19 protein-coding genes and 3 pseudogenes are annotated in these 25,918 nt (G+C 42.9%); 21 read left to right on the plus strand and 1 reads right to left on the minus strand.

Annotation, left to right across the window (positions count from 1 at the left end; translation table 11 throughout):
- The first annotated feature begins 22 nt into the window (after positions 1 to 22).
- The 9 genes and pseudogenes from V6N89_RS05100 to flgL all read left to right on the plus strand — a co-directional run bounded on the left by V6N89_RS05100 (position 23) and on the right by flgL (position 10,025).
- A pseudogene (locus V6N89_RS05100) lies at positions 23 to 711 on the plus strand (flagellar hook assembly protein FlgD).
- Positions 712 to 725: 14 nt separating this feature from the next.
- Entirely contained in the window at positions 726 to 2,105 is a 1,380-nt protein-coding gene (gene flgE, locus V6N89_RS05105) for a flagellar hook protein FlgE (protein ID WP_338516618.1), read from the plus strand.
- Between the two features lie 216 nt (positions 2,106 to 2,321).
- Complete coding sequence (gene flgF / locus V6N89_RS05110; RefSeq protein ID WP_338516619.1) at positions 2,322 to 3,065, plus strand: flagellar basal-body rod protein FlgF; 744 nt, start codon at positions 2,322 to 2,324, stop codon at positions 3,063 to 3,065.
- Between the two features lie 46 nt (positions 3,066 to 3,111).
- Positions 3,112 to 3,900 carry a flagellar basal-body rod protein FlgG gene (flgG, locus tag V6N89_RS05115; RefSeq protein ID WP_159623572.1) on the plus strand — a complete coding sequence of 263 codons (789 nt, stop codon included), beginning with the start codon at positions 3,112 to 3,114 and terminating at the stop codon, positions 3,898 to 3,900.
- A 12-nt stretch (positions 3,901 to 3,912) separates the two neighbouring features.
- The gene (gene flgH / locus V6N89_RS05120; RefSeq protein ID WP_338516620.1) at positions 3,913 to 4,593 is read left to right on the plus strand and encodes a flagellar basal body L-ring protein FlgH; all 681 of its coding nucleotides are present in this window, start codon (positions 3,913 to 3,915) and stop codon (positions 4,591 to 4,593) included.
- 16 nt (positions 4,594 to 4,609) lie between these two features.
- Positions 4,610 to 5,728: a flagellar basal body P-ring protein FlgI gene (locus V6N89_RS05125; RefSeq protein WP_338516621.1), complete on the plus strand. Its 1,119-nt coding sequence runs from the start codon at positions 4,610 to 4,612 to the stop codon at positions 5,726 to 5,728.
- A gap of 10 nt (positions 5,729 to 5,738) precedes the next feature.
- On the plus strand, positions 5,739 to 6,689 hold the full coding sequence (gene flgJ, locus V6N89_RS05130; protein ID WP_338516622.1) for a flagellar assembly peptidoglycan hydrolase FlgJ: 951 nt from the start codon (positions 5,739 to 5,741) through the stop codon (positions 6,687 to 6,689).
- Positions 6,690 to 6,705: 16 nt separating this feature from the next.
- Positions 6,706 to 8,794: pseudogene (flgK, locus tag V6N89_RS05135) on the plus strand (flagellar hook-associated protein FlgK).
- A gap of 7 nt (positions 8,795 to 8,801) precedes the next feature.
- A complete protein-coding gene (flgL, locus tag V6N89_RS05140; protein ID WP_338516623.1) occupies positions 8,802 to 10,025 on the plus strand; it encodes a flagellar hook-associated protein FlgL in 1,224 nt (407 codons plus the stop codon).
- Between the two features lie 12 nt (positions 10,026 to 10,037).
- Here flgL and V6N89_RS05145 read toward each other — a convergent pair whose 3' ends face one another.
- Positions 10,038 to 11,024, minus strand: a complete 987-nt coding sequence (locus V6N89_RS05145; RefSeq protein ID WP_338516624.1) for a hypothetical protein — start codon at positions 11,022 to 11,024, stop codon at positions 10,038 to 10,040.
- A 239-nt stretch (positions 11,025 to 11,263) separates the two neighbouring features.
- Between V6N89_RS05145 and V6N89_RS05150 the strand changes: the two genes are divergently transcribed.
- The 12 genes and pseudogenes from V6N89_RS05150 (at position 11,264) to V6N89_RS05205 (ending at position 25,833) form a co-directional block, all read left to right on the plus strand.
- Positions 11,264 to 12,109: a flagellin gene (locus V6N89_RS05150; protein WP_338516625.1), complete on the plus strand. Its 846-nt coding sequence runs from the start codon at positions 11,264 to 11,266 to the stop codon at positions 12,107 to 12,109.
- A gap of 706 nt (positions 12,110 to 12,815) precedes the next feature.
- Positions 12,816 to 13,661 (plus strand): flagellin, encoded by an 846-nt coding sequence (locus V6N89_RS05155; protein ID WP_338516626.1) that lies wholly within the window; start codon positions 12,816 to 12,818, stop codon positions 13,659 to 13,661.
- 783 nt (positions 13,662 to 14,444) lie between these two features.
- Positions 14,445 to 15,284 carry a flagellin gene (locus tag V6N89_RS05160; protein WP_338516627.1) on the plus strand — a complete coding sequence of 280 codons (840 nt, stop codon included), beginning with the start codon at positions 14,445 to 14,447 and terminating at the stop codon, positions 15,282 to 15,284.
- 93 nt (positions 15,285 to 15,377) lie between these two features.
- Entirely contained in the window at positions 15,378 to 15,869 is a 492-nt protein-coding gene (locus tag V6N89_RS05165; RefSeq protein WP_338516628.1) for a flagellar protein FlaG, read from the plus strand.
- Between the two features lie 11 nt (positions 15,870 to 15,880).
- Positions 15,881 to 17,312: pseudogene (gene fliD / locus V6N89_RS05170) on the plus strand (flagellar filament capping protein FliD).
- Between the two features lie 22 nt (positions 17,313 to 17,334).
- Complete coding sequence (gene fliS / locus V6N89_RS05175; protein WP_338516630.1) at positions 17,335 to 17,763, plus strand: flagellar export chaperone FliS; 429 nt, start codon at positions 17,335 to 17,337, stop codon at positions 17,761 to 17,763.
- Positions 17,760 to 18,071, plus strand: a complete 312-nt coding sequence (locus V6N89_RS05180) for a hypothetical protein (protein WP_338516631.1) — start codon at positions 17,760 to 17,762, stop codon at positions 18,069 to 18,071. Before fliS ends, V6N89_RS05180 begins: the two co-directional genes overlap by 4 nt.
- Before the next feature lie 172 nt (positions 18,072 to 18,243).
- Positions 18,244 to 21,774 (plus strand): motility associated factor glycosyltransferase family protein, encoded by a 3,531-nt coding sequence (locus tag V6N89_RS05185; RefSeq protein ID WP_338516632.1) that lies wholly within the window; start codon positions 18,244 to 18,246, stop codon positions 21,772 to 21,774.
- A gap of 23 nt (positions 21,775 to 21,797) precedes the next feature.
- On the plus strand, positions 21,798 to 22,949 hold the full coding sequence (locus V6N89_RS05190) for a glycosyltransferase family 2 protein (RefSeq protein ID WP_338516633.1): 1,152 nt from the start codon (positions 21,798 to 21,800) through the stop codon (positions 22,947 to 22,949).
- A 3-nt stretch (positions 22,950 to 22,952) separates the two neighbouring features.
- The gene (locus V6N89_RS05195) at positions 22,953 to 24,527 is read left to right on the plus strand and encodes a glycosyltransferase family 2 protein (RefSeq protein WP_346993497.1); all 1,575 of its coding nucleotides are present in this window, start codon (positions 22,953 to 22,955) and stop codon (positions 24,525 to 24,527) included.
- 8 nt (positions 24,528 to 24,535) lie between these two features.
- Complete coding sequence (locus tag V6N89_RS05200; RefSeq protein WP_346993498.1) at positions 24,536 to 25,234, plus strand: glycosyltransferase; 699 nt, start codon at positions 24,536 to 24,538, stop codon at positions 25,232 to 25,234.
- Positions 25,192 to 25,833: a hypothetical protein gene (locus V6N89_RS05205; protein WP_346993499.1), complete on the plus strand. Its 642-nt coding sequence runs from the start codon at positions 25,192 to 25,194 to the stop codon at positions 25,831 to 25,833. The genes V6N89_RS05200 and V6N89_RS05205 overlap by 43 nt, the downstream gene beginning before the upstream one ends.
- Positions 25,834 to 25,918 lie beyond the last annotated feature (85 nt).

Consider the following 25,918-nt stretch of genomic DNA (forward strand, 5'->3'; position numbering starts at 1 on the left):
TGGTTAATGTGAGGATAAATTCGTGAACACCATAAACAACACAGGTTTAACCAACGAGCTGTATTGGCAAGAAGAAACCGTCAAGGTTGCTGATGGTACTGAGCAGCAGCTTTCGCAAGAAGATTTCTTTGCAATGCTGACAGAGCAGCTTGCTAATCAGGACCCTACTGCACCGGTAGACAACGACCAGATGGTAGCGCAGATGACATCGTTTACCATGGCCGATGGCATTTCTCAGCTTAATGAAAAGTTTGAATCTTTTGCTGCGTCGATGACGTCAAATCAAGCACTGCAGGCGTCTAGCCTAATCGGTCAAAATGTATTGGTTCAAGGCAACGTCGGCTACATGGCGAATTCAGGTGATGGTATCTCAGGTGTTGTTGTGAACGAAAAGACGGTTCAAAACATGAAAATCACCATTGAAAACCAATATGGAGAGGTGATTAAAACGATTGATGCCTAGGTACGCAGACTGCAGGCAATATCGAGTTTGAATGGGATGGCAAAGATAAGCATGGAAATGACGTCACCCCAGGAGAGTATGTAATTAATGCAACGGGCGAACTAAACGGTGAAGGTGTACAGTTAAACACCGCTGTTAATCGTCATGTTGGAAGTGTGAGCTTGGCAGGTAGTGGCCAAGGCGTAATTTTAAATTTGGATGGTGATGTCAGTATCAATCTTGATGACGTCATTCAAATCGGCAGTTAGCAGGAGAATCAACGATGTCTTTTAATATTGCACTGAGTGGCGTTTCAGCCGCACAACGAGATTTGGACGTAACCGCCAACAACATTGCAAACGTAAATACGGTTGGCTTTAAAGAATCGCGAGCGGAATTTGGTGATGTATACGCTGCATCACTTCTTGCAGGCGGTAAAACAAAAGTAGGTGACGGTGTTCTTACTCAAGAAGTCGCACAACAGTTTTCTCAAGGTAGTCTTCAATTTACTAATACTGCACTTGATTTAGCGATAACGGGGAACGGTTTTTTTGCTACCGTGCCTGAAATCACCTCTCGTGACTTTTCATTCACACGTGCGGGTCAATTTAAGCTAGATAGTGATAATTTCGTTGTAAACAGTAACGGAGATAATCTTCTTGGCTTCCCTGTGAACTCTGATGGAACAAGCGCCTCGGTAGCGTTGAGTACAACTGAACCCGTGCGTATTCCTGATTCTTCAGGTTCACCTCAGGAGACTTCTGAAGTGGATCTCCGTATGAATCTTCCTGCTGGTGACACAGGGCTAGACCCACAAGATTTCGACCCGGAAGACCCTGCAACATACAACGCTGCAACGTCTGTAACTGTGTATGATTCGTTAGGTGACAGTCATGTTATGACCTATTACTTTGTTAAAGACAATGCGGTAGATAACGAATGGTACGTAGCTGTTGCTATCGACGATACCTTGGTTGATATGACAGACTCTACTGGCGCGGATACTGACCCTGCAACGGCAGTAAATACCTTGGGTGGGAATACGGGTAACTCTGTTACGGCTTCGAAGCTAATTTTCTCATCGGGCGGTGATTTCACTGGAATGGAAACACCAGACGGACTGGCAACCGCTGATTTCAAAATGCAGACCGAAGCGCTTGGTGCAGGTATCCTTGCTAATGGCTCTGATCCTACTCAGCAAATCAGCATAGATTTCAATTTGAGTACAGGTAGCGCAACGCCTACGGAACCAACGCAATTTGCTTCTGCGTTTGAAGTTACCTCACTTGAACAGGATGGATTGCCAGTAGGTCGTTTGACAGGTATCGACATCGGTCCTGATGGGCTTGTACGAGCGACGTTCTCTAACGGTACTTCTGAGCCAATTGTACGTGTAGCCCTAGTGCGTTTTTCAAATGAGCAAGGTCTAACGCAAGAAAGTAGCACGCAGTGGAAAGAAAGCATTCTTTCTGGCGAAGCGCTAGCGGGTGAGGCTACGACGGGTACATTCGGTGAGATTAACTCATCTGCGCTTGAGCAGGCCAATGTAAACCTAACTACTGAGCTTATCGACATGATCATTGCTCAGCGTAACTTCCAGGCCAACTCTCGAGCACTCGAGGTTAACAACTCTCTGAACCAGACTATTCTGAACATCCGATAAAACGGGTTCTACCTAAACAATAGCACGGCAATATATAGGCTGAATAAAAGCCAAAAAAGCAGCACTTTAAAAGAGGCCACCAATTGGAGGCCTCTTTATTTTATCATATATATCAAACTTCTACTGACATAAGATGGCCTGCTGTCTACAAACTCTACAGATTGGCACTGCCTTTGCAAAACCAAAGTAAGGTTTAATCAGAGTCAAAAGTCAGTCATGGACAAACTTCTCTACATCGCAGCGAGCGGCGCATCTCAAGACCTGTTAGGTACGGGAGTTCGCGCAAACAATTTAGCCAATGCGCAAACGACAGGGTTTAGAGCTCAGTTGGAGCAGGCAAGGTCAATGCCCGCATACGGCGAGGGCTTGCCTACTCGCGTGTTTTCAATGACTGAAAGCCCGTCGAATAACTATGAATCTGGTCCCATGATTAAAACTGAACGTGACCTAGACGTTGCCATTCAAGGCGATGGCTGGTTTGCCGTTCAGGATCAAAACGGTCAAGAAGCTTATTCGAGAAACGGTAACTTCAAGCTGGCGGATGACGGAATTTTGACGGATGTTCAAGGCCGTCCGGTATTAGGCGACAACGGTCCAATCTTTCTTCCAGTACCACTAGACAATTTGAACATTGCCTCAGACGGCACATTGTCGATGAGGCAAGTGGGGGCGCCTGCAAATGTTATTGAAGAAGTGGGGCGATTGAAACTTGTTAGCCCTAACTATGCCGATATGGAACGCGGCCGAGACGGCTTGTTCAGAATGGAAGATGGCTCTATTGCAGATCCCAACGCCAACGTAAAAGTGATGTCTGGGATGTTGGAAGGTTCGAACGTGAATGCAGTGGAAGAAATGGTCGATATGATCAGCCTGCAACGACATTACGAGCTTCAAGTGAAAGTTATGAAGCAAGCAGAAGAGCTAGATACTCGCGGCAACATGCTGCTGCGCATTATATAAACGAATTTTTATGTATGTTGCCATATTGGCAACGTAGGAGGTTAATATGCATCCAGCACTGTGGATAAGTAAAACCGGACTAGATGCCGCGCAAACCGATGTGGCGGTGGTGTCAAACAACTTGGCAAACGCATCAACGGTAGGTTTCAAAAAGGACCGTGCGGTGTTTGAAGACTTGTTGTATCAAAACATCAATCAGCCTGGTGGACGTTCTTCGGCAGACACCGAGTTACCTTCTGGTTTAATGCTTGGTTCAGGCTCAAAAGTCGTGTCGACACAAAAGGCACATACGCAAGGCAACTTGTTGACTACAGAGAACGCACTTGATTTGTCTATTCAGGGGCGGGGTTACTTCGAAATACTGCAGCCCGATGGGACGTTGGCTTACAGCCGAAATGGCCAGTTCAGCTTGAACGACCAAGGGCAAATTGTAACCTCTGGCGCAGGCTACTTACTGCAGCCACAGGTCACTATTCCGCCTGATGCGCAGCAAATTACCATATCGCAAGACGGCCAAATTAGCGTAAGCATTCGTGGACAAGCCGAACCTCAACTTCTTGGCCAGCTTAACGTAACGGATTTTGTAAACCCGACAGGCCTTCAGCCTACGGGCCAAAACCTGTATGTAGAGACGGCATCAAGCGGTGCGCCTATTCAGGGTATACCTGGCTTGCAGGGTCTTGGCATGATATCTCAAGGTACACTTGAAACATCAAATGTGAATGTAACAGAAGAGCTGGTAAACCTTATTGAAAGTCAGCGTCTGTATGAGATGAACTCGAAAGTTATTTCCTCTGTTGACCAAATGCTTGGTCAAGTTATTCAGCAGTTGTAGGAGTAGAGTGAAATGCGTGGGCCAATACTTTTTCTTGTTTGTGGATTGCTTGGAGCTTGCCAAAGTACGACGGATCAGCGTGTACAGGCAAATGATCCGTTTTATGCGCCTGTAGTCCCGAACTATCCAGAAGAGACCATTGTAGAAGATGGCTCTCTATTTAGGGCTCATCTCGCAAACAGCTTGTACTCGGATGTTACCGCTCGACAAGTCGGCGATATTATCACGGTAGTTTTGAGTGAAAATACGGCGGCAACAAAATCGGCAAATACATCTACGTCACGCGAAACGACTGCCGACTTACAGCCTATTACTGGTTTGGCGGGTAACGCCATTAACATTGGCAATCAGTCAATTCAATTTGGGCTTGATTCTTCAAATGACTTTTCTGGAGACGCTGCGGCTAACCAGACGAACAGTTTGCAAGGTGCTATCTCGGTAACAGTAGTAGACGTTTTACCTAACAAAAATTTAGTCGTGCGAGGCGAAAAGTGGATGACACTAAACCATGGTGATGAATACATTCGCTTAACAGGCATTGTTAGACCATTAGACATTAATCCTGATAACCAAATTGAATCAACGCGTATTGCGAATGCTCGCATTCAATACAGTGGCACAGGCACCTTCGCAAAGGCACAAGAGAAAGGCTGGTTGTCAAAGTTCTTCTCTTCTTCTTGGTGGCCGCTTTAACGTGGAGAGTGTAGTTATGCGTTATTTTTCTTTTGCTGTTTTAGTGCTCTTTTTGAGTGTTGGCATTGTTGCCAACGCCAGCGCTCAGCGCATAAAAGATGTGGCTTCTATTCAAGGTGTGCGTTCAAACCAGCTTATTGGCTACGGTTTGGTTGTTGGCCTTCCTGGAACTGGCGAGCAAAATCCTTTTACTGAACAAAGTTTTAGAACCATGTTGGCAAATTTCGGTATTCGCATGGACCCCAACATCCGTCCGAACACGCGAAATGTTGCTGCGGTGGCCGTTCATGCCAACTTGCCTGCCTTTAGTAAGCCCGGACAGACCATCGATGTCACTGTGTCTTCGGTGGGTGAGGCAAAGAGCCTACAAGGCGGTTCTCTCTTGCAAACATTTCTTCGCGGTGTCGACGGTAAAGTATATGCAGTTGCACAAGGTAGCTTGGTAGTAAGTGGGTTTGGTGCTGAGGGCGGTGATGGCTCTCGCATTGTTGTAAATACGCCTACGGTAGGTCGCATTCCCAATGGGGCTATGGTTGAGCAGAGCGTTCCAAGCGGCTTTGCCAACGGAGACACCCTGACGTTGAATCTACACTACCCTGACTTTTCTACTGCTAAAGCATTGGCAGATACTATCAATGAACGTTTGGGGGCTCAGCCAGAAAGTGGGTACGTTATTGCCAAGCCTATTGATGCTGCTTCGGTCAGAGTCACGGCACCTCGAGACGCAGGTCAACGCGTTGGTTTTTTAGCCACTCTTGAAAACTTCGAATTTACCCCTGCAGACGCACCTGCTCGTGTAGTGATTAATAGCCGTACAGGGACCATTGTTATCGGCAGTGATGTAAGGCTGCTACCCGCTGCTATTACACACGGTGGACTAACTGTCACCATTTCAGAAAATCAGCAGGTCTCTCAACCCAATGCGTTTGGCGATGGGCAAACAGCCATTACCACGCAATCTATTGTTGATGTAGACCTTGCCGACAGCCGTATGTTCAAGTTTGAGCCTGGTGTCACCCTTGATCAGCTAGTTCGGGCTGTGAATGAAGTGGGGGCTGCTCCAGGCGATCTTATGGCAATTCTTGAAGCACTTCGTCAGGCTGGCGCCTTACGCGGTGAGCTGATTATTATTTAGGACGTCATCGATGGAAGCCCTAAGCACTAAAAATCAACTCGACATGGCGCGCAACGTGCACGACTTGGGTAGTATTAACAAAATGCGAGAAGCGATTGCTTCTGGTGATGAAACTGTACTGCAAGAAGCCGCGGAGCAATTTGAAGCCATTTTTGTGCAGATGATGTTGAAGTCGATGCGTAAAGCGCAAGATGCGTTAGCGGATGAAAATAGCCCATTTAACTCTCAACAAGTTAAATTTTATCGAGACATGCACGATCAACAATTGGCGACAGATCTAACCTCAAACGGCGGGCTTGGACTGGCTGATGTCATCGTAAAACAGTTAGGGCAGACAGAAGACAGTTATATTCCATCTAGTGTCATTCGAAGCGATGGCAACCTGTCGTCGCTAAACCGCGAGCGATCTCAAACTGTTGAACAAGCGCAAGACTTTGCGCTTAACTCTCGTTCAATTCGTTCACAATCTGCGCGTAAAGATGCAATGTTTGATAGCCCTGAGCAGTTCGTTGAAAGCTTAATGCCAATGGCTGAAAAGGTGGCGGCGAAATATGGTATGGACCCCAAAGCAATTATTTCTCAAGCTGCGGTAGAAACGGGATGGGGCAAATTTGTCATTCATTCTGCAGATGGCAAAAGCTCTCACAACTTGTTTGGCATTAAAGCTAACAAGGACTGGGAAGGAAAACAGGCTGTTGTCGACACACTTGAATTTAATAATGGTGTTGCACAAAAGCAAAAGGCAGCATTCCGCTCCTATGATTCAGTGCGCGAGGCCATGGAAGACTATGGGCAATTCATTACGTCACAACCTCGCTATAGCCGAGCATTAGAGCAAGCGTCTGACGCGCGCCAATACACCCAAGCATTACAAGATGCTGGCTACGCCACCGATCCTGAATATGCAGACAAGATTATGTCGGTATACAACAGCGATCGACTTAACGCATTAATGCCATAGAAATGGAGAGATCACTATGAATTCAGTTGATTTATTTTCTATCGCTACAAGCGGTGTTAATGCCAGCAGCAAGCTCCTGCAAACAACCAGTAATAATATTGCCAACGTTAATACTCCTGGGTATGTGCGCCAACGTACAGAAATAGAAAACAGTGGCGTATTTGGCGTTGAAATTGGTAACACGGAGCGAATTATTAATGTTTTTGCTCAAAACCAATTACGAAGAGATATTACTTCAGTAGGTGAGTTGGAATCGCTTTCACAAAAAACGACGGCCATTGATAACTTACTCGCCAGTGAAGCTAACTCAATATCACAGGGTTTAACCGAATACTTCTCTGCACTGCAAACGGCAGCCGATGATCCGACTAACCTTGCGTCGCGCGAGCAGGTGTTGGGTAAATCTGAGTCGCTCTATAATCGAATGAAGACGCTCTCTGACTATATGATTGAGAAAGAGGAAGAACTCAATTTAGAGTTTACGTCATTGATCAACCGCGCCAACACGCTTATTGGTAACATTGGTGATCTCAACCGAAATATTGTGATTGCTAACGGTAACAATACTAGCGACGAACCCAGCGCACTGCTTAATGAGCGAGACCAAGCCATTGATGAATTAGCGTCAATTATGGGGATAACGGTTAAAGAAAGTGAAATACAAAATGGCGCTGTCACTATTAATTTAACGTCTGGCGAATCGCTCGTTCTAGAAAATGGCGCATTTAATTTGTTCGAGTTAAACAGTAACGCAGACTTGAACTTTAAAGAACTCAAGCTAGAAACTGATTTTGGTTCGGCGACTAAGGGTGATGCTTCTATTCGCATTGTTGAGAGTGACTTAGGGGGCGCGATGGGCGGTCTATTTCGCTATCGTGACGAAATACTTGGTCCAGCGATGCGTGACGTGGGCCAGTTATCCATTGCCTTTGCTGATGCAATGAATACACAAAATAAGCTCGGCATGGATTTGGACGGTCAACTAGGTAGCAACATTTTCAATATTCCTACTTTCACCGGATTGGCATACGAAGGAACAACGGGCGATTACATTGTAACTGCGCAAGTGACTGAAGGGCAGAGTGCAGAACTTACTGATGCGGACTATCGTATAGAAGTCACGAATGTCGCTGCGGGTGTACCGACAGAAATCGAAATAACCTTACTTAATGCTGATGGAACCACGAAAAAAGATGGTTCTGGTAATGACCTCATTTTCTCAAATTACGCAGTGACAACAGGGTTTAACGAACTACCTGGCGGTATCGAGGTCGATTTCTCTGGCACTGGAACGTACGCAATTGGTAATGAATTTTTAATTCAGCCGACCAAAACGGTAGCATCTAACATTACATTGGCGACCAACAGGCCAGAAGATTTGGCATTTGCAAACCCTGTTCGCGCTGGCGCAGACAGCACAAACTTAGGCACAGCCAATACCATCGATATGACGGTTACCAACACGACGGTCGGAGCAGGAACTGACCGTTCAGCTTTTGATGGTGCTGGTGGCATTGATACCGCTGCGCCTGCACAAATTGTATTCACTGCAGCAGATTCATATAACGTTTTGGATGGCACTGGGGCTACGATTGCAACGGTAACGGGGGCTACCGATCTTAACAACCTAATCGACCAGGCTAAAAATAGCGGTACGTGGCTAAGCAGCGTTTGCAGGATTAACCGATTATCCCGGCTATGATTTTAGCCTAGATGGCGCGCCGCGTGCTGGGGATAGCTTTACGATTAGCTATAATACAGATGGCTTTAACGATAACAGCAACGCCCTTAATCTCGCTTCACTTCAAAATGCAGAAACGGTGCAAGTGAGTAGCGAGTCGACCAATACACCGCGTACGTTTCAAGATGCCTACGCGTCCATGGTTGGACGTGTTGGTGAAGATGCTGCGATGGCGAATGTTTCTCTGGCATCAGCTGAGGCAATGAAAGTACAATCCCAAAATTGGTTTGAATCTGTATCAGGTGTTAGCCTTGATGAAGAGGCGGCAAATTTGATCAAATATCAACAAAGTTACTCCGCCGCTGCGCGTATTTTGACGACAGCACAGGACCTATTTAATACCATTTTGCAGTCTGCAAGGTAGGTGAGCAATGCGTATATCTACAAATCAAATTTATGATCAGAACATGCGTTCTATTATGAATAATCAAGGTGACCTTGCAAAAACACAGCAGCAACTTGCCACAGGCAAGCGCATAATAACGCCTAGTGACGATCCCGTTGGCGCGGCTAAGGTTTTGCGATTAACGGAAGAAATTGATGAGCTCACTCAATTTCAGCGAAACAACGATTTAGTTACGGGGTCGCTTGAACAACAGGAAGCTGTGTTAACCAATATAACTGACTCGATAAATCGAGCGAGAACCCTTATTGTCCAAGCGGGTAACGGTATATTGTCAGACCCAGATAAGCGAGCCATTGGTTCTGAACTTGAACAGATTAAGCTTGAAGTATTCGACTTGATGAATGCACAAGACGCCGATGGAAACTATTTATACGCTGGTTTTCAATCTGGTAACCAAGCATTTGACTTCAATCCCGCTGCTACCGGAAACGCAATAACTTTTGCTGGTGACCCTGGCGTTAGCTTTGTTCAGCTCTCGAATAGTTCAAAAATTCAGTCGACAAGTAATGGCTATGAAGTGTTCGAAAACGTGTTGTCACGATTTAAATTCTCGGTCACGGGTAACACAGTGACAGACCTTGAAAGTGCAAGTGTAAAGCAACAAGGCACGTTTGATACATTCTTTGACAAGAATTACGATCCAGTAACTGCGGCAAACAATGATTACCAAATAACGTTTCTTGCCACCGGGCAAGCGCAACTGGTAAATCAAGGCACTGGTGCCATAGTAGACACCGTAGGTTACGTTTCAGGTGAACCATTCACCATCAAAGGTATGGAATTTGAGGCCGTTGCGACGACGGGCGACACGATTGATTTTTCTCTAAACACCCCTGAAAAGAAAAGTATGGCGCAAGCGTTACACGAAATTCAGGTCATACTCACAGATTCCACCATTGACAATTCGGCACTGCAGGAATCAATTGCGGACGCACTCGTTGGTCTTGATAATGGACTTGAAAAAATTTCTTTAGAAAGGGCTTCGATAGGTAGCCGTTTAAATATTGCAGAAAGTACTTATGAGAGCAACCTTGATATAGAAATTGCAGCAAGGGCGGCGCGTTCTTCAATTCAAGACACAGATTATGCAGAGGCATCGACGGAGTTTGCTAAGCAGGAAACAGCCTTAAATGCGGCATTGGCCACCTTTCCACAGGTGACCAACTTATCTTTGTTTAACTTTATCTAAGCGAGTTGTTTATCACTGAAGTTGCTTTTGAAGTTTGTTTAGGCCGCTGATTTTTGCTAGATAAACTCTTGCTTCGTTGTCGATATGGCACGAATAGTAAGAGCAGAATAACACATCACCATCTCGCACAAGCCCTGGGTAGCTTGTGTCACCACGGCTAGGCAATACTGCGAGTTCAGTAAGCGACTTTGTCACGGCATTAAAATGCCAAATTCGTGTAGAAAATGCCCGCTTTTCCCAATCTATATGTCTGCCTGCCACCAGAAAGTGACCTTTTTTTAGCATGATTGCCGCTGGGCCACCAATATAGATCCCTAAATCATGCCATTGCCATTTTACGTAGGGAGGGGAAGCCATGCCAAATTGAGCACTAAAAGTGTCGGCATCTCTTCTTAAAAACACTGAGGCTTCACCATCGCCGTCAATTAAAAAGGCACTCTCGTTTGGATAACCTTTCCCTTGTTTGCCTAAACCAAATACATTTTTACGATAGGCGTGCATTGAGCGGGTGGGATCGCCTTTGTAAAGTGATATAAATTCAGAAGGGCGATTATAGGCAAAACCATATGCATCGCCTTTAAACCATGCCAAATTCCACAGCCACCATCGACTGTCGCCAAAGTCGTTCCGACTTGACCACGAATGGCCCGTGGTACTGAAGAAGCTGACCATTTTTGTAAACATTTGCCCATTGCTTAATATTGTCTTTGCATAGCAGGTGAGAATAAGCCGACGTCTATCAAAAGAGAGCTTGGGATCGCGAAGATCATAATCAGGCAAAGACAAGGTAGTGTTTCGAATGACCTTTGCCGAGTCTTTTTCAATTATAAGTATTTTTATTTTACCCTCAGGACTGATGTGACAATTGGCCTCACGATAACAACACACGAGCGTATTATTTGATTGATCAAACGGATTGCGGTGCAAATCAGTGAAGGCTGCATGATTAGCAGGCTTTGAAATGCGTTTAGGTTGCTCTATTTCAATACAGCCAAACATCCAGAATCTCCTTAAAAATTAGCGCTCTTACAATATTACTAGCATGAAACCCACGGCAATACCTTACCGCTTTTCGGCAATTTTCATATTTTTTTCTAAAGGGAAGTTAATTTCTGTCGATATAAATTCTGAGAGAGCCAGTTCATCAATTACCCCTCAGGTATTGGTGACTACTAAAACAAAACGTCGGTTATTCCGACTGCCAGCAACAGCTGGACTGAGAGTGTAGGAGAGACTTTATGTCTATGTTCGTCAATACCAATGTATCCTCATTGAATGCCCAGCGTCAGCTTTTTGATGTTAGCAAATCTTTGAGTACGTCATTCGAACGTCTATCTTCAGGCTTCCGTATCAACAGTGCTTCTGATGATGCAGCGGGTCTACAGATTACCGACCGTATGACTTCACAAGTTCAAGGCCTTAACCAGGCTGTGCGTAACGCAAATGACGCGATCTCACTATCGCAAACTGCTGAAGGCGCACTTCAAGAAACTACCACAGCGTTACAACGTATTCGTACGTTGGCAATTCAGTCGCAAAACGGTATCAACAGCTCTGCTGACCGTGTAGCGCTTCAAAAAGAAGTGTCTGCGCTACGTACTGAAATCTCACGTATTTCTACTACTACACAGTTTGCTGGTGTAAACGTTCTTAGTGGCGACTACTCTGCAAAATTCCTTGTAGGTGCGAACGCAGGCCAGACGATATCAGTTAACCTATCTTCTGCGACCCTAACTCGTGCGGGCGTTGATGGCTTCAGCGCGACAGGGTTGGGTGTGACAGGTTCTGACGTGTTAACCGAGAGCAATGCGTCGAGCATGTTAGCCTCTGTAGATAGCGCGATTTCTGCAATCGGTGGGCTACGTGCTGATTTAGGTGCACTTCAAAACCGTTTCCAGTCGACTATTCGTAACCTGAGCAATATCTCAGAAAACGTTTCAGCAGCCCGTTCACAGATCAAAGATACTGATTTTGCGACTGAAACTGCTAACTTGACGCGTAACCAGATTATCCAGCAGGCAAGTACAACCGTATTGTCTCAGGCAAACCAGCGTCCTCAGGCGGCACTGCAGTTACTTGGTTAATCTTAATCGCGAGAATGGGGCCAGGAGGTAGTGTTCTGAGCCACTAATGGAAGGCTGATACTGTAAAGGTGTCAGCTTTTTTTTTACTTTTTTCTAAATTTAGTGTGTTACTAAGCTGTTTTGAGTAGTTATCTCTCTTGTGTATCTTTCTGATAAATAGAGTTTTTTCATACTTCTTGCCTGCGTCTTAAAAATCTTCAAAAAAGTGCTAAAGGAATTCCCTAAATTTGACGATAACTATTACAAAGGGGAGATAAAGATGTTTTTTATCTTCAGGTGCTGAAAATAATAATTACATAGTGCCTTTTGTGCTGCTAATGCATCTCTTATTTTTTGTTTTGGATGTATTGTTAAGTTAGGAAAATCAGTGCTTTATGGTCCTAAAAATAATTTTTGAAAAGTATTAAAGGAAAATTGTTTTAAGGTCGATAAATAAGAAGGTTTGCTGAAGTTGATTGGAGCTGCTGACCTAAGCGAGAATGAAGCCAGGAGGTAGTGAGAGGTTTGAGGTTCTGGAACAACAAACCCACCAGCCAGCAAAGAGAAGTAACTTCTCTTTTTAGCAAGTTTCATCGGTAGTGTGCCGATAAAACGTCAGATTAACTCTGACACTGATTATTAAAGCACAGGCTATGCCAAATATTTAAAAACTATTGCGCAGATAAAAAAAATAATAGCGCACACTTGAAACTGTTAGGAGAGACCCATGAGTCTATTTGTAAATACCAACGTGTCATCATTGAATGCACAACGCCAACTATTCACAACAGGCAACAATCTAAGCACAGCATTCGAACGCCTATCATCAGGTTTTAGAATCAACAGTGCTGCGGATGATGCTGCAGGTCTTCAAATTACCGACCGTATGACATCTCAGGTTCAGGGGTTGAACCAAGCTGTTCGTAACGCAAACGATGGCATCTCTTTGGCACAAACCGCTGAAGGTGCTATGCAAGAAACCACAACGGCGTTGCAACGTATTCGTACCCTAGCCATTCAGTCTCAAAACGGTATTAACAGCTCTGCTGATCGTGTGGCACTGCAAAAAGAAGTATCAGCGCTACGTACAGAGATTTCTCGTATTTCAACCACTACGCAGTTTGCGGGTGTAAATGTGTTAGCGGGCGACTTCTCTGCGAAGTTTTTAGTTGGCGCCAATGCAGGACAAACTATCTCAGTTAATTTGTCATCGACCGCACTAACACGAGCAGGTGTTGATGGTTTCAGTGCTACAGGTCTAGGTGTAACAACAGATAATGTATTGACTGAAGCATCTGCGTCACGTCTGTTGGCTGCTGTTGACTCTGCTGTATCAGCTATCGGTGGCTTGCGAGCTGACCTGGGTGCGCTTCAAAACCGTTTCCAGTCAACTATCAGAAACTTAAGCAACATTTCTGAAAACGTTTCGGCGGCAAGATCGCGAATCAAAGATGCAGACTTTGCCACAGAGACGGCAGAACTAAGCCGCAACCAGATTCTACAGCAGGCAAGCACGACGATTCTTGCTCAGGCGAATCAGCGTCCACAGGCAGCGTTGTCACTACTAGGTTAATATCTTAGGCGTAAATTTGGGAAGGAGTTGAGAGGCCATCCCCAGAAAGGTTGGCGGCCAATAGGCCGCCCCTTTAAAGAAAGCGCCGACTAACAGGACTGAGAGTGTAGAAGTGTTGGTTGAGAGGCCAGTTTATCCTACTTAAACCCTGCCAGCCGACAGAAACTGAATTTGCTCAATCTCCTAACGTGAGCAAATTGGCCGAGATAAATTGTCTCGGCCTTTTTTTATTGTTACCGAAACGTCCCGCCAATTTCAAACATAAGTGAGCAACGCTTACATTCATCCAATGTATAGCATGTTTGATGCCAAGTTTTTCATTTTATTAAAAAGTCACTGCAATTTATCTCTAAGTTGTTTTCTTAAGCAACGAAACCCTGACCTTTAATCGCTTTCATTTTAGTACCTCTTTTTAAAAATCTCATGGCCAACGTGTGTTCGTGTTAAACATTTTAAGCCCATTGAGTTTTCATCAAGCTATTTGTAATACCGTTCTCGTAGACACTTATATTCATTTCTATCTTTAGTTTTTCATAATTTTTTGAAAAATAATTTAAGATATTTTTTGTTTTTAATCAGTGGTTTAAGTGTTTTGTTTTTGTTTTTTCAAAAAAGAATCAAAAAAAAGCTAAAGAACCTAAAGGGCTGGCCGATACCTATTGTTGAGGGGTAATTTACTTTACTTTTATGAGAGGAGTTAGCCGGGAGTAGTGACCCAGCTAATTTGAACTGGAAGGGTTTGATGATACCACAACGGCCATCGAATCCCTAGGAGGTAATCTAATGTCTTTATTTGTAAATACTAATGTGTCGTCGATTAATGCACAGCGTCAGCTTTTTGACGTTAACGATCGTCTAAACACATCTTTTGAAAGACTTTCATCGGGATTCCGTATTAACAGTGCTGCAGATGATGCCGCTGGTCTTCAAATCTCAGATCGTCTTACATCACAGGTTCAAGGTCTTAACCAAGCTGTTCGTAATGCCAACGATGCGATTTCTCTTTCGCAAACAGCTGAAGGTGCGCTAAGCGAAGTTACCACAAGCTTGCAGCGTATCCGTACTCTAGCAGTGCAATCACAAAACGGCATCAACAGCTCTGCTGACCGTTTGGCACTGCAAAAAGAAGTTTCTGCACTGCGCACTGAGATTTCGCGTATAGCGACAGATACTCAGTTCGGTAACGTTAACCTACTTGACGGCAATTTCTCTGCGAAGTTCCTGGTAGGCGCTAACGAAGGTCAGACTATCTCAGTTAACCTATCTTCTGGTAGCTTAGGTTCAATCAGCGGCTTTAGCGCCACAGGCTTGGGTATCACTAGCAACGATGTATCGACAGCTTCAGGAGCTTCATCTTTGCTTTCTGACATCGACGGTGCTATTTCCGGTATCGGGGCGGTTCGTGCGGATTTAGGTGCGCTTCAAAACCGTTTCCAATCAACCATTCGTAACCTAAGTAACATTAGTGAGAACTTGTCATCAGCACGTTCGCAAATCAGAGATACTGACTTTGCTACGGAAACTGCTGAATTGACTAGAAATCAGATAATCCAGCAGGCATCTGTTTCAGTTCTCAGTCAGGCAAATCAGCGCCCTCAAACTGCGTTGTCTCTGCTTGGATAAGCTATACTATAATTAGTTACCTTAATTGAGATGTAACGGGTGTTTGCTTTTTTAGCAATTACCCGTTTTGTCGTTTCAGTAAGGAGGTATTAGGTGGAAATTCAGAATACCCAAAGTGGCCAAGCTTTTGCATCTGTGACACAAAGTTCACAAGCAGAAGTTGCGCGTGTAGATAAAGCAGTATCGCCAGAATCTGATTCTGGAAACGAACAGTCTTTCTCTCAGGAACAGGGCACAGCTAACCCGAGCGCAGAACGTCTTGGGTCAAATACGGTTTCAGTGAATCAAAATTTGTCTCAAGCTTCTCGGCAACAGGCCGATACAGAAGTTAGTGAGAGTAGCGGCGCACAGCTCGAGGAAGCTGTCGCAAAAGTTGAATCATTCTTAAAAGTTCAGAATCGCGATTTGGCGTTCACTATCGACGAAGATACAAAACGTTCGGTAGTGACGGTAAAAGATTCGTCTTCTGGAGACGTGATACGGCAAATTCCTTCCGAGGAAGTACTAAAACTTGCCGAGCGTATTCAAGAGTTGCAACAAGATGTTGGCAACAGTGTAGGAGTGTTTATCAACAACCAGGTTTAATGAGGTAATGTATGACAATTCAGTCTCTAGGTGTAGGATCAGGCTTAGCCCTTGACGATCTTGTGCAGCAGCTTTTGAGCGCAGAGAGGCAGCCTAAAGAGGCGCGTCTTAATGCAAAAGAAGAGCGTAATGAGGCTGAAATTTCAGGCCTTGGTCAAATTAAATCGAAACTCTCTGATTTCAAGGATGCCGTTGATGAACTGAGAAGTGATAACGGCATAAATGGTCGAGAGCCTACTATTACAAACCCATCAGAAGACAATGATGTATTGTCTGCGGAAGCATCAAACTCTGCGCTTCGCGGTACGTATGAAATTACCGTTGAGCAATTGGCAGCGGGCAGCCGAATCACCACAGACGACGGTGCGTTCACCTCTAGTAGTGACTCTGTCCTTACTTCAGGAACAGGATCCCTTACCTTTGATGTAGGAGGAAGTGAGAGCTTTACCATTAACATCTCTGCGGGAACAACCTTAACTCAGCTTCGCGAAGCGATAAACAGCGCTGAAGATAATTTTGGCGTAACAGCAAATATTATCGACACCTAAGACAACGGCTGGCCCTCGCCTAGTGTTTTCATCAAGCGAGACAGGGGAAGGAAATGACCTTGTTATCACCAACGATACAGGTGCAGCTGAGTTAGATAGGCTGTCTACCACAGGCGGAACTGCGAATATCAGTGCAGCAAACATCGAGAGTGCTAGAAATGCAATTGCTTATGTTGATGGCATTGAAGTGCAAAGTAGCTCAAATGAGTTTGAAAACACAATTCAAAACGTGTCGTTTGAAGTTAACGAAGTATCTCCGAAAGACTCTGTAGGCGACTTTTTAGCAACAAAGCTGAATATTGGTTTTGATAAAGACGGTTTAGATAAAAAAATTCGAGACTTTGTCGATAATTACAATTCCCTCATCGATGAGATTAGAACGCTCACGCGTTATGGTGAATCTGAGCTTGAAGAAGATGGCGCGTTAGCGGGAGATTCCTTATTGCGAGGCATTCAGACGGGCTTGGCGTCAATCATTGGTGACAATGTGAGCTCATCTGCATTAGGTGGCTTGTTCCAAATAGGTATTGAGTTTGACGATGAGGGAAAACTGGAAATCGGCACCACAGACTTCGGGCTTGGCTCAGGTGAAGACCGACTAGCCGATGCACTAGAGGATAACTTTGATGAAATCGCTAAATTATTTACCGATGACGAAGAAGGAATAGCCTCTAGACTGTATGATTTCTCTAGTGAATACACGTCGTTTAGCGGCCTTATCAGCCTTCGCGAACGAGCTGCTAAAGATACTCGCGATGAGATTTTTGATGAACGTGAAACGCTAGAACTACGCATGTTAAGTTACGAAGGTATTCTTCGTGATAAGTATTTGAATCTTGACCAAACCGTAGCCCAGTTAAATCAAACTGGCTCTGCGTTGTTAGCGTCGTTGTAAGTAGAGAAGAGTTGGAGATATTATGTCACTCAAAGGTATAAATGCGTATCGCAAAGGTAACCTCAAGCAAGATGTTGCCAATGCCGACCCTCATAAGCTGACTTTAATGTTACTTCAAGGTGGACTAGACCGAATCGCTTATGCGAAAGGGGCTATGGAACGCAAAGACTTTGTTGAAAAGGCTAATTACATTTCAAAAGCCAGCGCAATAATTATGCACCTAAGAGATACGTTAGATCTTGAGGCGGGCGGTGAAGTCGCAGACAACATGTTCGCCTTATACAACTACATGGTTGAGCGCTTAAGTGATGCCCATATTAACAACGACTTGAATATTTTAGATGAAGTGTCTAGCCTGTTAGCACCAATTCGAGATGCTTGGGTTCAAATTCCTGAAGAAGCAAAACAGGAAGCTTACGAAGCTCAGCGTCAAAAACGACAAGCTGTGTGAATTTAAAAGAATTAAATCATTCTCTGACTCCAGAAGCGCTGCGAGATTTAAATGCAAATATCGTAGCGCAGCTAGATAAAGAAGATCCTACCGATTACGCCGAACTAAAGGCACTGCTATTGCAGCGTGATAAAGTTATCAATGCGCATTTACATTCGCTTCACGATGATGAAAAACGTCAGTTTGCGCAAAAAGAAATAGTCGTAAATCGCGCGCTAGAACAAGTGGCTCAAAGCTTGCTTCAGTCGTCCAAAGAAGAAATCATTCAGTTTGTGAGAGGCAAGGCAGCGGTCAAAAAATACAAATAGAAGTCAGTATGATGGCCGCTTGAGCCTTCAGTTTATTTGTATGATGCTTGCTTTCTCCTATAAACAATAGGCACACTATTTTTGTGGTGTCAGTATTTCGTCGCTGTTTCTTACCGATATGTAAAAATCAACAAAAATTACCATGAAGTAAGGCGTTGGAGCCATATTTAATATGCTAAAAGATATTAGAATTCACTTAGATTCAAATGAAGAGAAACAGAGTGAACTTGAGAAAAAGCTTGCTGGAAGCGCGATGCGAAATTTTCGGCGAAACCTTTCAGCATTTAAAGCCTACATACCAAACTTAGCAGACACGATTGCGCAAGGGAAAACTCATGATATTTCAATTTTTACGAATCGAAACGGCGAATTGAATATTGTTAACTACAGTAATGGACATGCGCTTTACGATCTCGAACCTGAAAATGAGGTTCAAGCGCAATATATAGAAAAGTCTTATCACTGTACGTATTGCGATTTGAAAGGTGAAGTCACTTTGGCATCGCAAGAAAATGATTTTTCTTCAATGTACAATAAATATATGTCGCAGCCACCTTTAGTCGATGATATTGACGTACTCATTGTTATGGGGATTGGCTTAGGCTTCCATATTCGTACGTTAGTTGAAAAACACAATGTAAAACATCTTGTAATATACGAACCAGAGGAACAGTACTTTCTGGCATCTTTATACGCACTAGATTGGAAGAGTGTATTAGAAACCGCGAAAAGCAAAGGAACAGCACTTTATTTTCAGTTAAAAAATGACGCTACATCGCTATCTACTGACATAGAAGAACTGAACACGCATTACCCTATATCTGGATTTTATCTATATCGACACTACAACTGCAATACTTTTAACACGTTAGAAAACGCAGTACTAACATCAAGCTGGGCACAGCTCAAAAAGTATGGTATCAGCCGACAGTTGCGACAGTCACAGGAGAATATCCTGCCTCATTGGAATAAAGCTATTCCGATGAGGAGTTTGAAAGTTGCACAAAAAGAAGGTCTCTTTACGCGTAATATAGAAGCATTTAAACGTTATGTGCCTAGTATCGCCAAAGAATTTGAGTTCTATCAGCCAATTTATTGGTTTCCTGTGCAAAGTGATGAAGGCACGACTAATGTGGTTAGTCGCGTGTCATTATCGAATTGGTATAGTAATTCGCTATTTGAAGATGCTCGAACCAATTTTGAAAATTTTAAAGATTATCCGAACAAAGACGGTCTTATACTTGGTTATAACGGCGTAAAGCTTAAACACTACCATCACTTTCAATTTGTTAAAAAAGCAGAAAAACTACTGAAAGAGGCGGGTGACAAGACAAGTAAACTGCCTGCGCAAATTAAGTCGCTTATCTTATTTGGTATCGGACCTCAATTAGAAACCTTGTTTGAAAGCAATGAAGTTGAAAAACTCTTCGTTTGTGAGCCTAATCGAGACCTCTTCAACGCCTCACTTTTCATAATCGATTGGGCGTCAATCTTGCGGCGCGTTGATGAAGCTGGTGGGCGTTTATACATTAATGTCGGTGATGATGGCTCTAATTTGTTTAGAGATTTGCTAAACCAGTTCTACTCCGTAGGTCCATATATACTTGCAAATACCTATTTTTATCAAACGTACTACAACACAACAATGGTGAATACCATCAGCCAGTTGCGTGAACAGCTGCAAGTTGTTATTGCGATGGGCGAGAACTTTGATCATGCTCGCTATGGTATTGCACATACCAAAGAAACAATTAGTCGTAATTACCCACTGTTGAAGAGCAATCCGGCAAACAAATTGTCGCTTGCTGACAAAGATGTTCCCGTTTTCATTGTGGGTAATGGTCCATCACTTGATAGTACTATCGCAACTATCAAGTCAATGAGAGATAAAGCAATAATTGTTTCATGCGGGACAGCATTGATGCCTTTGTATAAAAATGGAATCGCTCCCGATTTTCATGCAGAGATTGAGCAAAATCGCTCTACATTCGATTGGAGTTGTCGAATTGATGATTTCAACTATTTAAAGGACGTCGACCTTTTATCATGTAATGGCATTCACCCAGACACGTGTGAGCTATTTCGAAATGCCTTTATTGCGTTTAAGGAAGGAGAGTCCTCTACTGTATCGTCATTAAATTTGCTGGGAGAGAAGAACTATGAAGAGTTACAGTTCGCGTACCCTACGGTGTCGAACTTTGCAATTAACTTATTTACGCTCTTGGGTTTTCAGCAACTCTACTTATTTGGGATAGATCTTGGTTTTGCCCATCAAGATAAACACCACTCTATGCAGTCTGGCTATTATGATGATGAAGGTAAAGAAAAATATAGCTATAAGAAAAGGCACAATACAAATATCGTTGTGCCGGGAAACTTTAGACAAACAGTATTTACCAAATATGAGTTCAAAGTTTCAAAAGCGATAATTGAGCGCACGTTAAGTAAAGTGCAAATCGACTGTTTCAATACTAGCGACGGTGCCTTAATATCTGGAACTAAGCCTCTAGCAGTTGAAGATATATTGTTGGTATCTACAGCTTCAGACAAAGAAGAAGCGCTCAAAAAAGTAAAAACAAAGGCGTTCGAACCATTGAGTGAAGGCTACGATTTTCTTGCCAAATATGACAGTTTCTATTTGCAGCCAACGTTGGCGTCACAGTTGAATGATTTTGTGGACATTACAAAAACTGTGTTTGAGTCTACAGATGACGCTGAACGTTACACTGAAAAACTGAAAGAAAAATTATTAACATCATATCAACAAGGTAAATCACTTCTTTTCTATTATCTTTATGGCACTGTAAATTTTGCCAATTCCGCTTTTAGCAAGCTACTATACTCCGCCGAAGCGGAAAGCGATAAAGTTGATCGCCTTAACAGGTTGAGAGAGACATGGCTACTCACAATAAAGACTATCCGTAGCGCTATTTTGCAAGAGCACCAAACCTTTGATCACGTCTCTAGTTTCGTTCCCGAGCGCGAAGCGGTGTTTATGAGAGAGCAAAGCCAACCTTTTGTCGCATCGTCCATGTTAAGTGACACTCAAAATCTTTTCATAGAAAAATATTTAAACGCAGTTGCAGGTGAGAAAAAACACTGGCTCGTCGACTCGGGCAAAAGTGATGTGACCTTGTTGTGCAATGCCCAGGAACAAATGACAAGTATCATTGATGTGCCTAAATCAAGCATCATTACTCAAGTCGATGAGAATACGGATGCTCACGTTATAGAACGATATTTGACCAATCCGTTCACTATTGTTTTTCACCACCCAGAGTTCAATTTTAAGTGCGACGTCGACGCATATCTCAATAGTGAGAAGCCTTTATATCACGCAATAAATAAGGCGTCGTGGGTTGTAAAGGCTTGGATACAGCGAAACATTGCTCAGTTGATTATTCCTAAGCTCTATTTCGTCGGAGAAAGCAAAGAAATTTCTGAAGGCTTACGTTCATATGCGGAAATTGTTTTAGATAAGTTTTCAGATGATATGCATTACATCGACTTTCCAAACTATATTATGGTACCCAAAGATAGCGCTCAATATTCTGACTATATCGTCGATAAATTAGGTAATCGAGGAGTAGTATGCCTTGGTAAGCCGAATGCAGAATCACTGTTTTTTGAAGGTGTTAGCATTGAAGAAGGGCGTCTACAAATCGAAAACAATAAACGATGGTGGGGACTTGATAGTGAGTAATCGTTGTGTCTAAAGGGGGAAATTTGTCGCAGTATACGCCTTTAATTTCTGTAATAGTGCCTAGCTACAGACACGAAGATTTTCTTAGTCAAAGGCTCAATACAATTTCTCAGCAAACATATGAGAACATAGAAATTATCTTGCTTGATGATGCGAGCCCAGATAATAGTGGTAACGTTCTAAATCGATTTGCCTCAACGTGTGAAAAGGTTGTGGCACTTGATATAAATGAAAAAAACTCAGGCTTGCCTATTCACCAGTGGGTCAAAGGTCTATCTCTGGCCAGGGGCGAGTATATATGGATAGCAGAGAGTGATGATGAGTCTGAGCCAGAATTTCTTTCAGAACTCTTGTGTTTACTGACAAGAAATCCATCAGCGGGTATGGCGTATTGTGACAGTCAAGTAATTGATGAAAAAGGTCATCATATTGCCAAATATGACTATACGTCGACACAATATGCGGACGATGGATTGTGGGAATCAGATTTTTGCATGCATGGTCGAGATTTTGTTGTCAGTTATATGGTTTTTCGCAATCTCATCCCAAACGTAAGTGCGGTGTTGTTTAGAGCCTCAGTGCTAAAAGGTTTTCTGTGCGAGAGCCAACTCAAGTACAGCGCCGATTGGGCGCTGTATAACAAGATATTACTGTCACATGATATCGCTTTTTCATGTGCAGCAATGAACAAGTTTCGAAAGCATATTCAAACAACTCGATGGCACAACAAGAAAAGTTACGCAATCGAATTAAAAGAAAAGTTTGCGCTTCTTAAATCTCTAAAGCATGACTTAGAGTTAGATTCCCGTGCGCAAAACAACATAGCTTCTTCTTTGGGTTTCATATTTGAGAATAGACACAAACATAAAAAAGTTGAGGCTTTGTGCAAAAGCGTATCGCAGTTAGATAAAGCACAAATAGAGACACTATATCTATTTGGCGCTAACGACATTGCTGAGCGAGTTATTGATACCTCAATAGCCATGGGCATAACTCCTGTCGTAATAGATTCATTTAAGGCAGGGCAAATTTGCAAAGGATTAAATGTCAGTGCGTTAAAAAGGTATGACCTAAGCCCTTCCAGTGTTGTTGTCATTTGCTCTTTGAGTCATCAAGATGCGATGCAAACACTACTTGAACAGCACGAGTTTAAAGGCCAAGTATTGCGAGTATAGAGAATGACAACGACTAATCGAATTCTTGTAGCAGGTTGGAAGCAGGAGCTTGATGAAATTCACGCAATAGCTAGTAGCTTAAAAAATGTATGTGCCATTGTATTTGACTCGAATGGACAGGTTTTTGTGCCGACAGAAAATGACGACAATATCGAGTTTTTAAGCATTGAACAAAGCCAATATACTCATAGACAGCTTGTATTGAAGGCTCCGTCAGAACTAGCGCTCTGGCTTTTTAAAAGGCCACTGTTTGATAGCATTTATTGTTCGCGTCACGCCGGGCTTGGTTTTTTTATACATTCATTGCGTAAGACTGTTGAGCATTGTCATCATTGGGATATCCAATGGTTCGGGCATAAGTCAGTACAAAAGGAGTATGTGGATAAAAAACGCTTTATTGATCAAGAGGGTTTGCTATTAAGCTATATTGAAGAGCACCAAGAAAAAGAACTCTTTCAGTACTGTATGGCTAGAGAGCATATAGCTATAAGTGATTTGGCTATCATTATTCCATTCCATAATCGGATTGATTATTTGCCTTTCACATTGTCATCTCTCAATCAGCAGGGAGATGATCTCGATGTTGTGATTGTAAACGATGCTAGCAGCGAAACAGAAAGAGAAAAGTTAGAAGCGCTTGTAAGTGAGACACGCTTTTCCAATATAAACATAAAGATTGTAGATAGTGATATACCTCTCGGCGCCTCAAATGCGCGAAATAAAGGTGTGGCTAGTACTAATCGTGAGTTTGTTTTTTTTCTCGATGATGACGATATTCTTGCACCTAACGCATTGCAACTTTGCTGTAATGCAATGGTTAGAGAGCGCGCAGATGTGGTTACAGTCGCCTTTAGCTTTTTTGACGGAGATGGTGTACCTGACTACGAGAACGGCAAAGGCATGCTAATACAGTTTCATGACGCTATGGATTGGTCATCAGCATTGCTATACAACTGCGTTGGCGGCATAAGTGCACTTTATCGTAAGTCGGTTTTTGAAGAGGTAAATGGGTTTCAATGCTCCGAGTTTGCGGGAGAAGAAGACTGGCAGCTTATATTAAAACTATCAATGTCAGGCAAAAAAGTTACTAATATCCCAATACCTTTGTTGTGGTATCGCAACACGCCTTTCAGTTTGAGTAAAAAGATGCTGCGATATGAAAGTCGGCAACAGCTTTGTGAACTCTATAAACAAGTGCTTCCAAAATCAATGGCTAACCTTCCAGAGTTTGTTACTTCTACACAGCACATGCAGAAGTCAACGTTTGATGACATAGCGATGCTAGGATGGAAACTCTATCCTCACAGAAATAAGCCCTTGTATGTTTATGGTGCTGGGGAATTAGGAAGAGCGGTATTGCATTATCTTTGCAAGTTAAAACCAAGCGTGAGGATAGAAAAAGTAATTGATAGAAACGCCGCATTTATTAACAAAGCAATGGAGTTTGAAGTAGTTAAATTAGAAGATTGTCAATTTGAACCTGAAGCTGTAGTCATTATTGCGTCATTGCGTTTTGTCGATGAGATTGTCTCCGCGCTTCCATCTACTATTGCCAATGTACTTAGACTCGATAAATAGACGTGTTAATGAAAAGTAATCCTTTTATAAGTTTTGTTCTCCCTACAAGAGACAGACCTGATTTAATTTACAAGTGTTTGTCATTCTTGAAAGCCCAAGAATGTGAAGATTTTGAAGTTATTATTGCGGATAATAGTGTTGTAGAGTCGTGTGAAGAAAAAGTTGCTTGCTTTTTAAAAGATACCAGATTTCAGTACAAGAAGGCTCCCAGTTCACTGTCAATGCCTGACAATTGGGATTTTGCAATAGAAAACGCCGTTGGTGAGTATATTACTGTAATCAACGAAAAGTTTATGTTCCATCCTAAGGCAGTGGGTTACATTAAATCCTTATCTAGTAAATACGAATTACCCGACATTCTTTCATGGCAATTCGAACATTTTATTTTATCGAACTCTAATCCTCATCTTGGTGATTATCATCCATTATTAAAAACCGTTGAGCCAGAGCTTTATTCGGCGGTTGAAGAGTTAGAACGCAGATTTTCCTTTAAGGAACCACTTTTTAGTCGTCATACTCAGGAAAAAAATGGTTATGGTAAGATCTACTCTGGTGCCGTTAAGAGAGGGGTGGTTCAAAAGGTAAAGCAAGTATATGGGCGAGTTTTCCTTCCTATGAGTCCTGACTTCACCTCGATGGTTTGTTTTCTTAATCTCAGCGAAGTATGTCTCGATCTTGGGCGCTGTTTGATGTTGGTTGTGGCTTAGGTGAGAAGGTTTCAAACGGAGAAACCACCAAAAATTCTTTGCCAGAATTATATCGCTACATTGAAGAAACTTCGGATAATCCTCAAAAATATATAAATGGAATATTATTTCCAGAATTATGTCTGGGTCACACTGTGTTTATCGCATCTGATTATTCAATGATTCAATCCCTCAATAAGTCGGGGAATTTAAGTTCCGTTTCTCTGAATAAACCTGCTGTACTAGGTTGGATTAAGCTAGAAATGGAAAGCATTAGAGACTGGGGGGGATACTCTTCGGACAGTTTTGAAAAAGCATATGAAAATATATATTGTGGGCTGAGTGATGAAGACCGTTTAGTTGTAAATTCAATTCAAGATGCTATTGAGCACAGCAAGTTACCTAGCCAAAGAGAGATATATCACTCTGGACTGCATAAAGTAGAGTTTTTTGAACCCGATATCGCACCTGAGAAACTGGCAAAGTATCATTGGGACAATTTTTTAGCATTACCAAGGAAACCGGTTTCAACAGTTCCTATGACGATTGAATCAGCAATGGAGTTTTATATACGTTACACTGACCGTTCTGTTGATCTCTTGGGCTATAACTGGAGCTAGCTAATAATAAGGTATTGTCGAGCTTTTTTAGCTAAATTTAGGCTTCTGGGCTTTTCCATTTGAAAGTATGCGTGTTTCAATCTTA

The sequence above is a fragment of the Alteromonas gracilis genome, from assembly GCF_036870955.2.
Taxonomy (GTDB): domain Bacteria; phylum Pseudomonadota; class Gammaproteobacteria; order Enterobacterales; family Alteromonadaceae; genus Alteromonas; species Alteromonas gracilis_A.

Bases quoted from the DNA above. Each gene is read 5' to 3' on its own strand.
- flgE (WP_338516618.1), top strand. From the start codon at position 726: ATGTCTTTTAATATTGCACTGAGTGGCGTTTCAGCCGCACAACGAGAT.
- flgF (WP_338516619.1), top strand. From the start codon at position 2,322: ATGGACAAACTTCTCTACATCGCAGCGAGCGGCGCATCTCAAGACCTG.
- flgG (WP_159623572.1), top strand. From the start codon at position 3,112: ATGCATCCAGCACTGTGGATAAGTAAAACCGGACTAGATGCCGCGCAA.
- flgH (WP_338516620.1), top strand. From the start codon at position 3,913: ATGCGTGGGCCAATACTTTTTCTTGTTTGTGGATTGCTTGGAGCTTGC.
- V6N89_RS05125 (WP_338516621.1), top strand. From the start codon at position 4,610: ATGCGTTATTTTTCTTTTGCTGTTTTAGTGCTCTTTTTGAGTGTTGGC.
- flgJ (WP_338516622.1), top strand. From the start codon at position 5,739: ATGGAAGCCCTAAGCACTAAAAATCAACTCGACATGGCGCGCAACGTG.
- flgL (WP_338516623.1), top strand. From the start codon at position 8,802: ATGCGTATATCTACAAATCAAATTTATGATCAGAACATGCGTTCTATT.
- V6N89_RS05145 (WP_338516624.1), bottom strand. From the start codon at position 11,024: ATGTTTGGCTGTATTGAAATAGAGCAACCTAAACGCATTTCAAAGCCT.
- V6N89_RS05150 (WP_338516625.1), top strand. From the start codon at position 11,264: ATGTCTATGTTCGTCAATACCAATGTATCCTCATTGAATGCCCAGCGT.
- V6N89_RS05155 (WP_338516626.1), top strand. From the start codon at position 12,816: ATGAGTCTATTTGTAAATACCAACGTGTCATCATTGAATGCACAACGC.
- V6N89_RS05160 (WP_338516627.1), top strand. From the start codon at position 14,445: ATGTCTTTATTTGTAAATACTAATGTGTCGTCGATTAATGCACAGCGT.
- fliS (WP_338516630.1), top strand. From the start codon at position 17,335: ATGTCACTCAAAGGTATAAATGCGTATCGCAAAGGTAACCTCAAGCAA.
- V6N89_RS05185 (WP_338516632.1), top strand. From the start codon at position 18,244: ATGCTAAAAGATATTAGAATTCACTTAGATTCAAATGAAGAGAAACAG.
- V6N89_RS05195 (WP_346993497.1), top strand. From the start codon at position 22,953: ATGACAACGACTAATCGAATTCTTGTAGCAGGTTGGAAGCAGGAGCTT.
- V6N89_RS05200 (WP_346993498.1), top strand. From the start codon at position 24,536: ATGAAAAGTAATCCTTTTATAAGTTTTGTTCTCCCTACAAGAGACAGA.
- V6N89_RS05205 (WP_346993499.1), top strand. From the start codon at position 25,192: ATGTCTCGATCTTGGGCGCTGTTTGATGTTGGTTGTGGCTTAGGTGAG.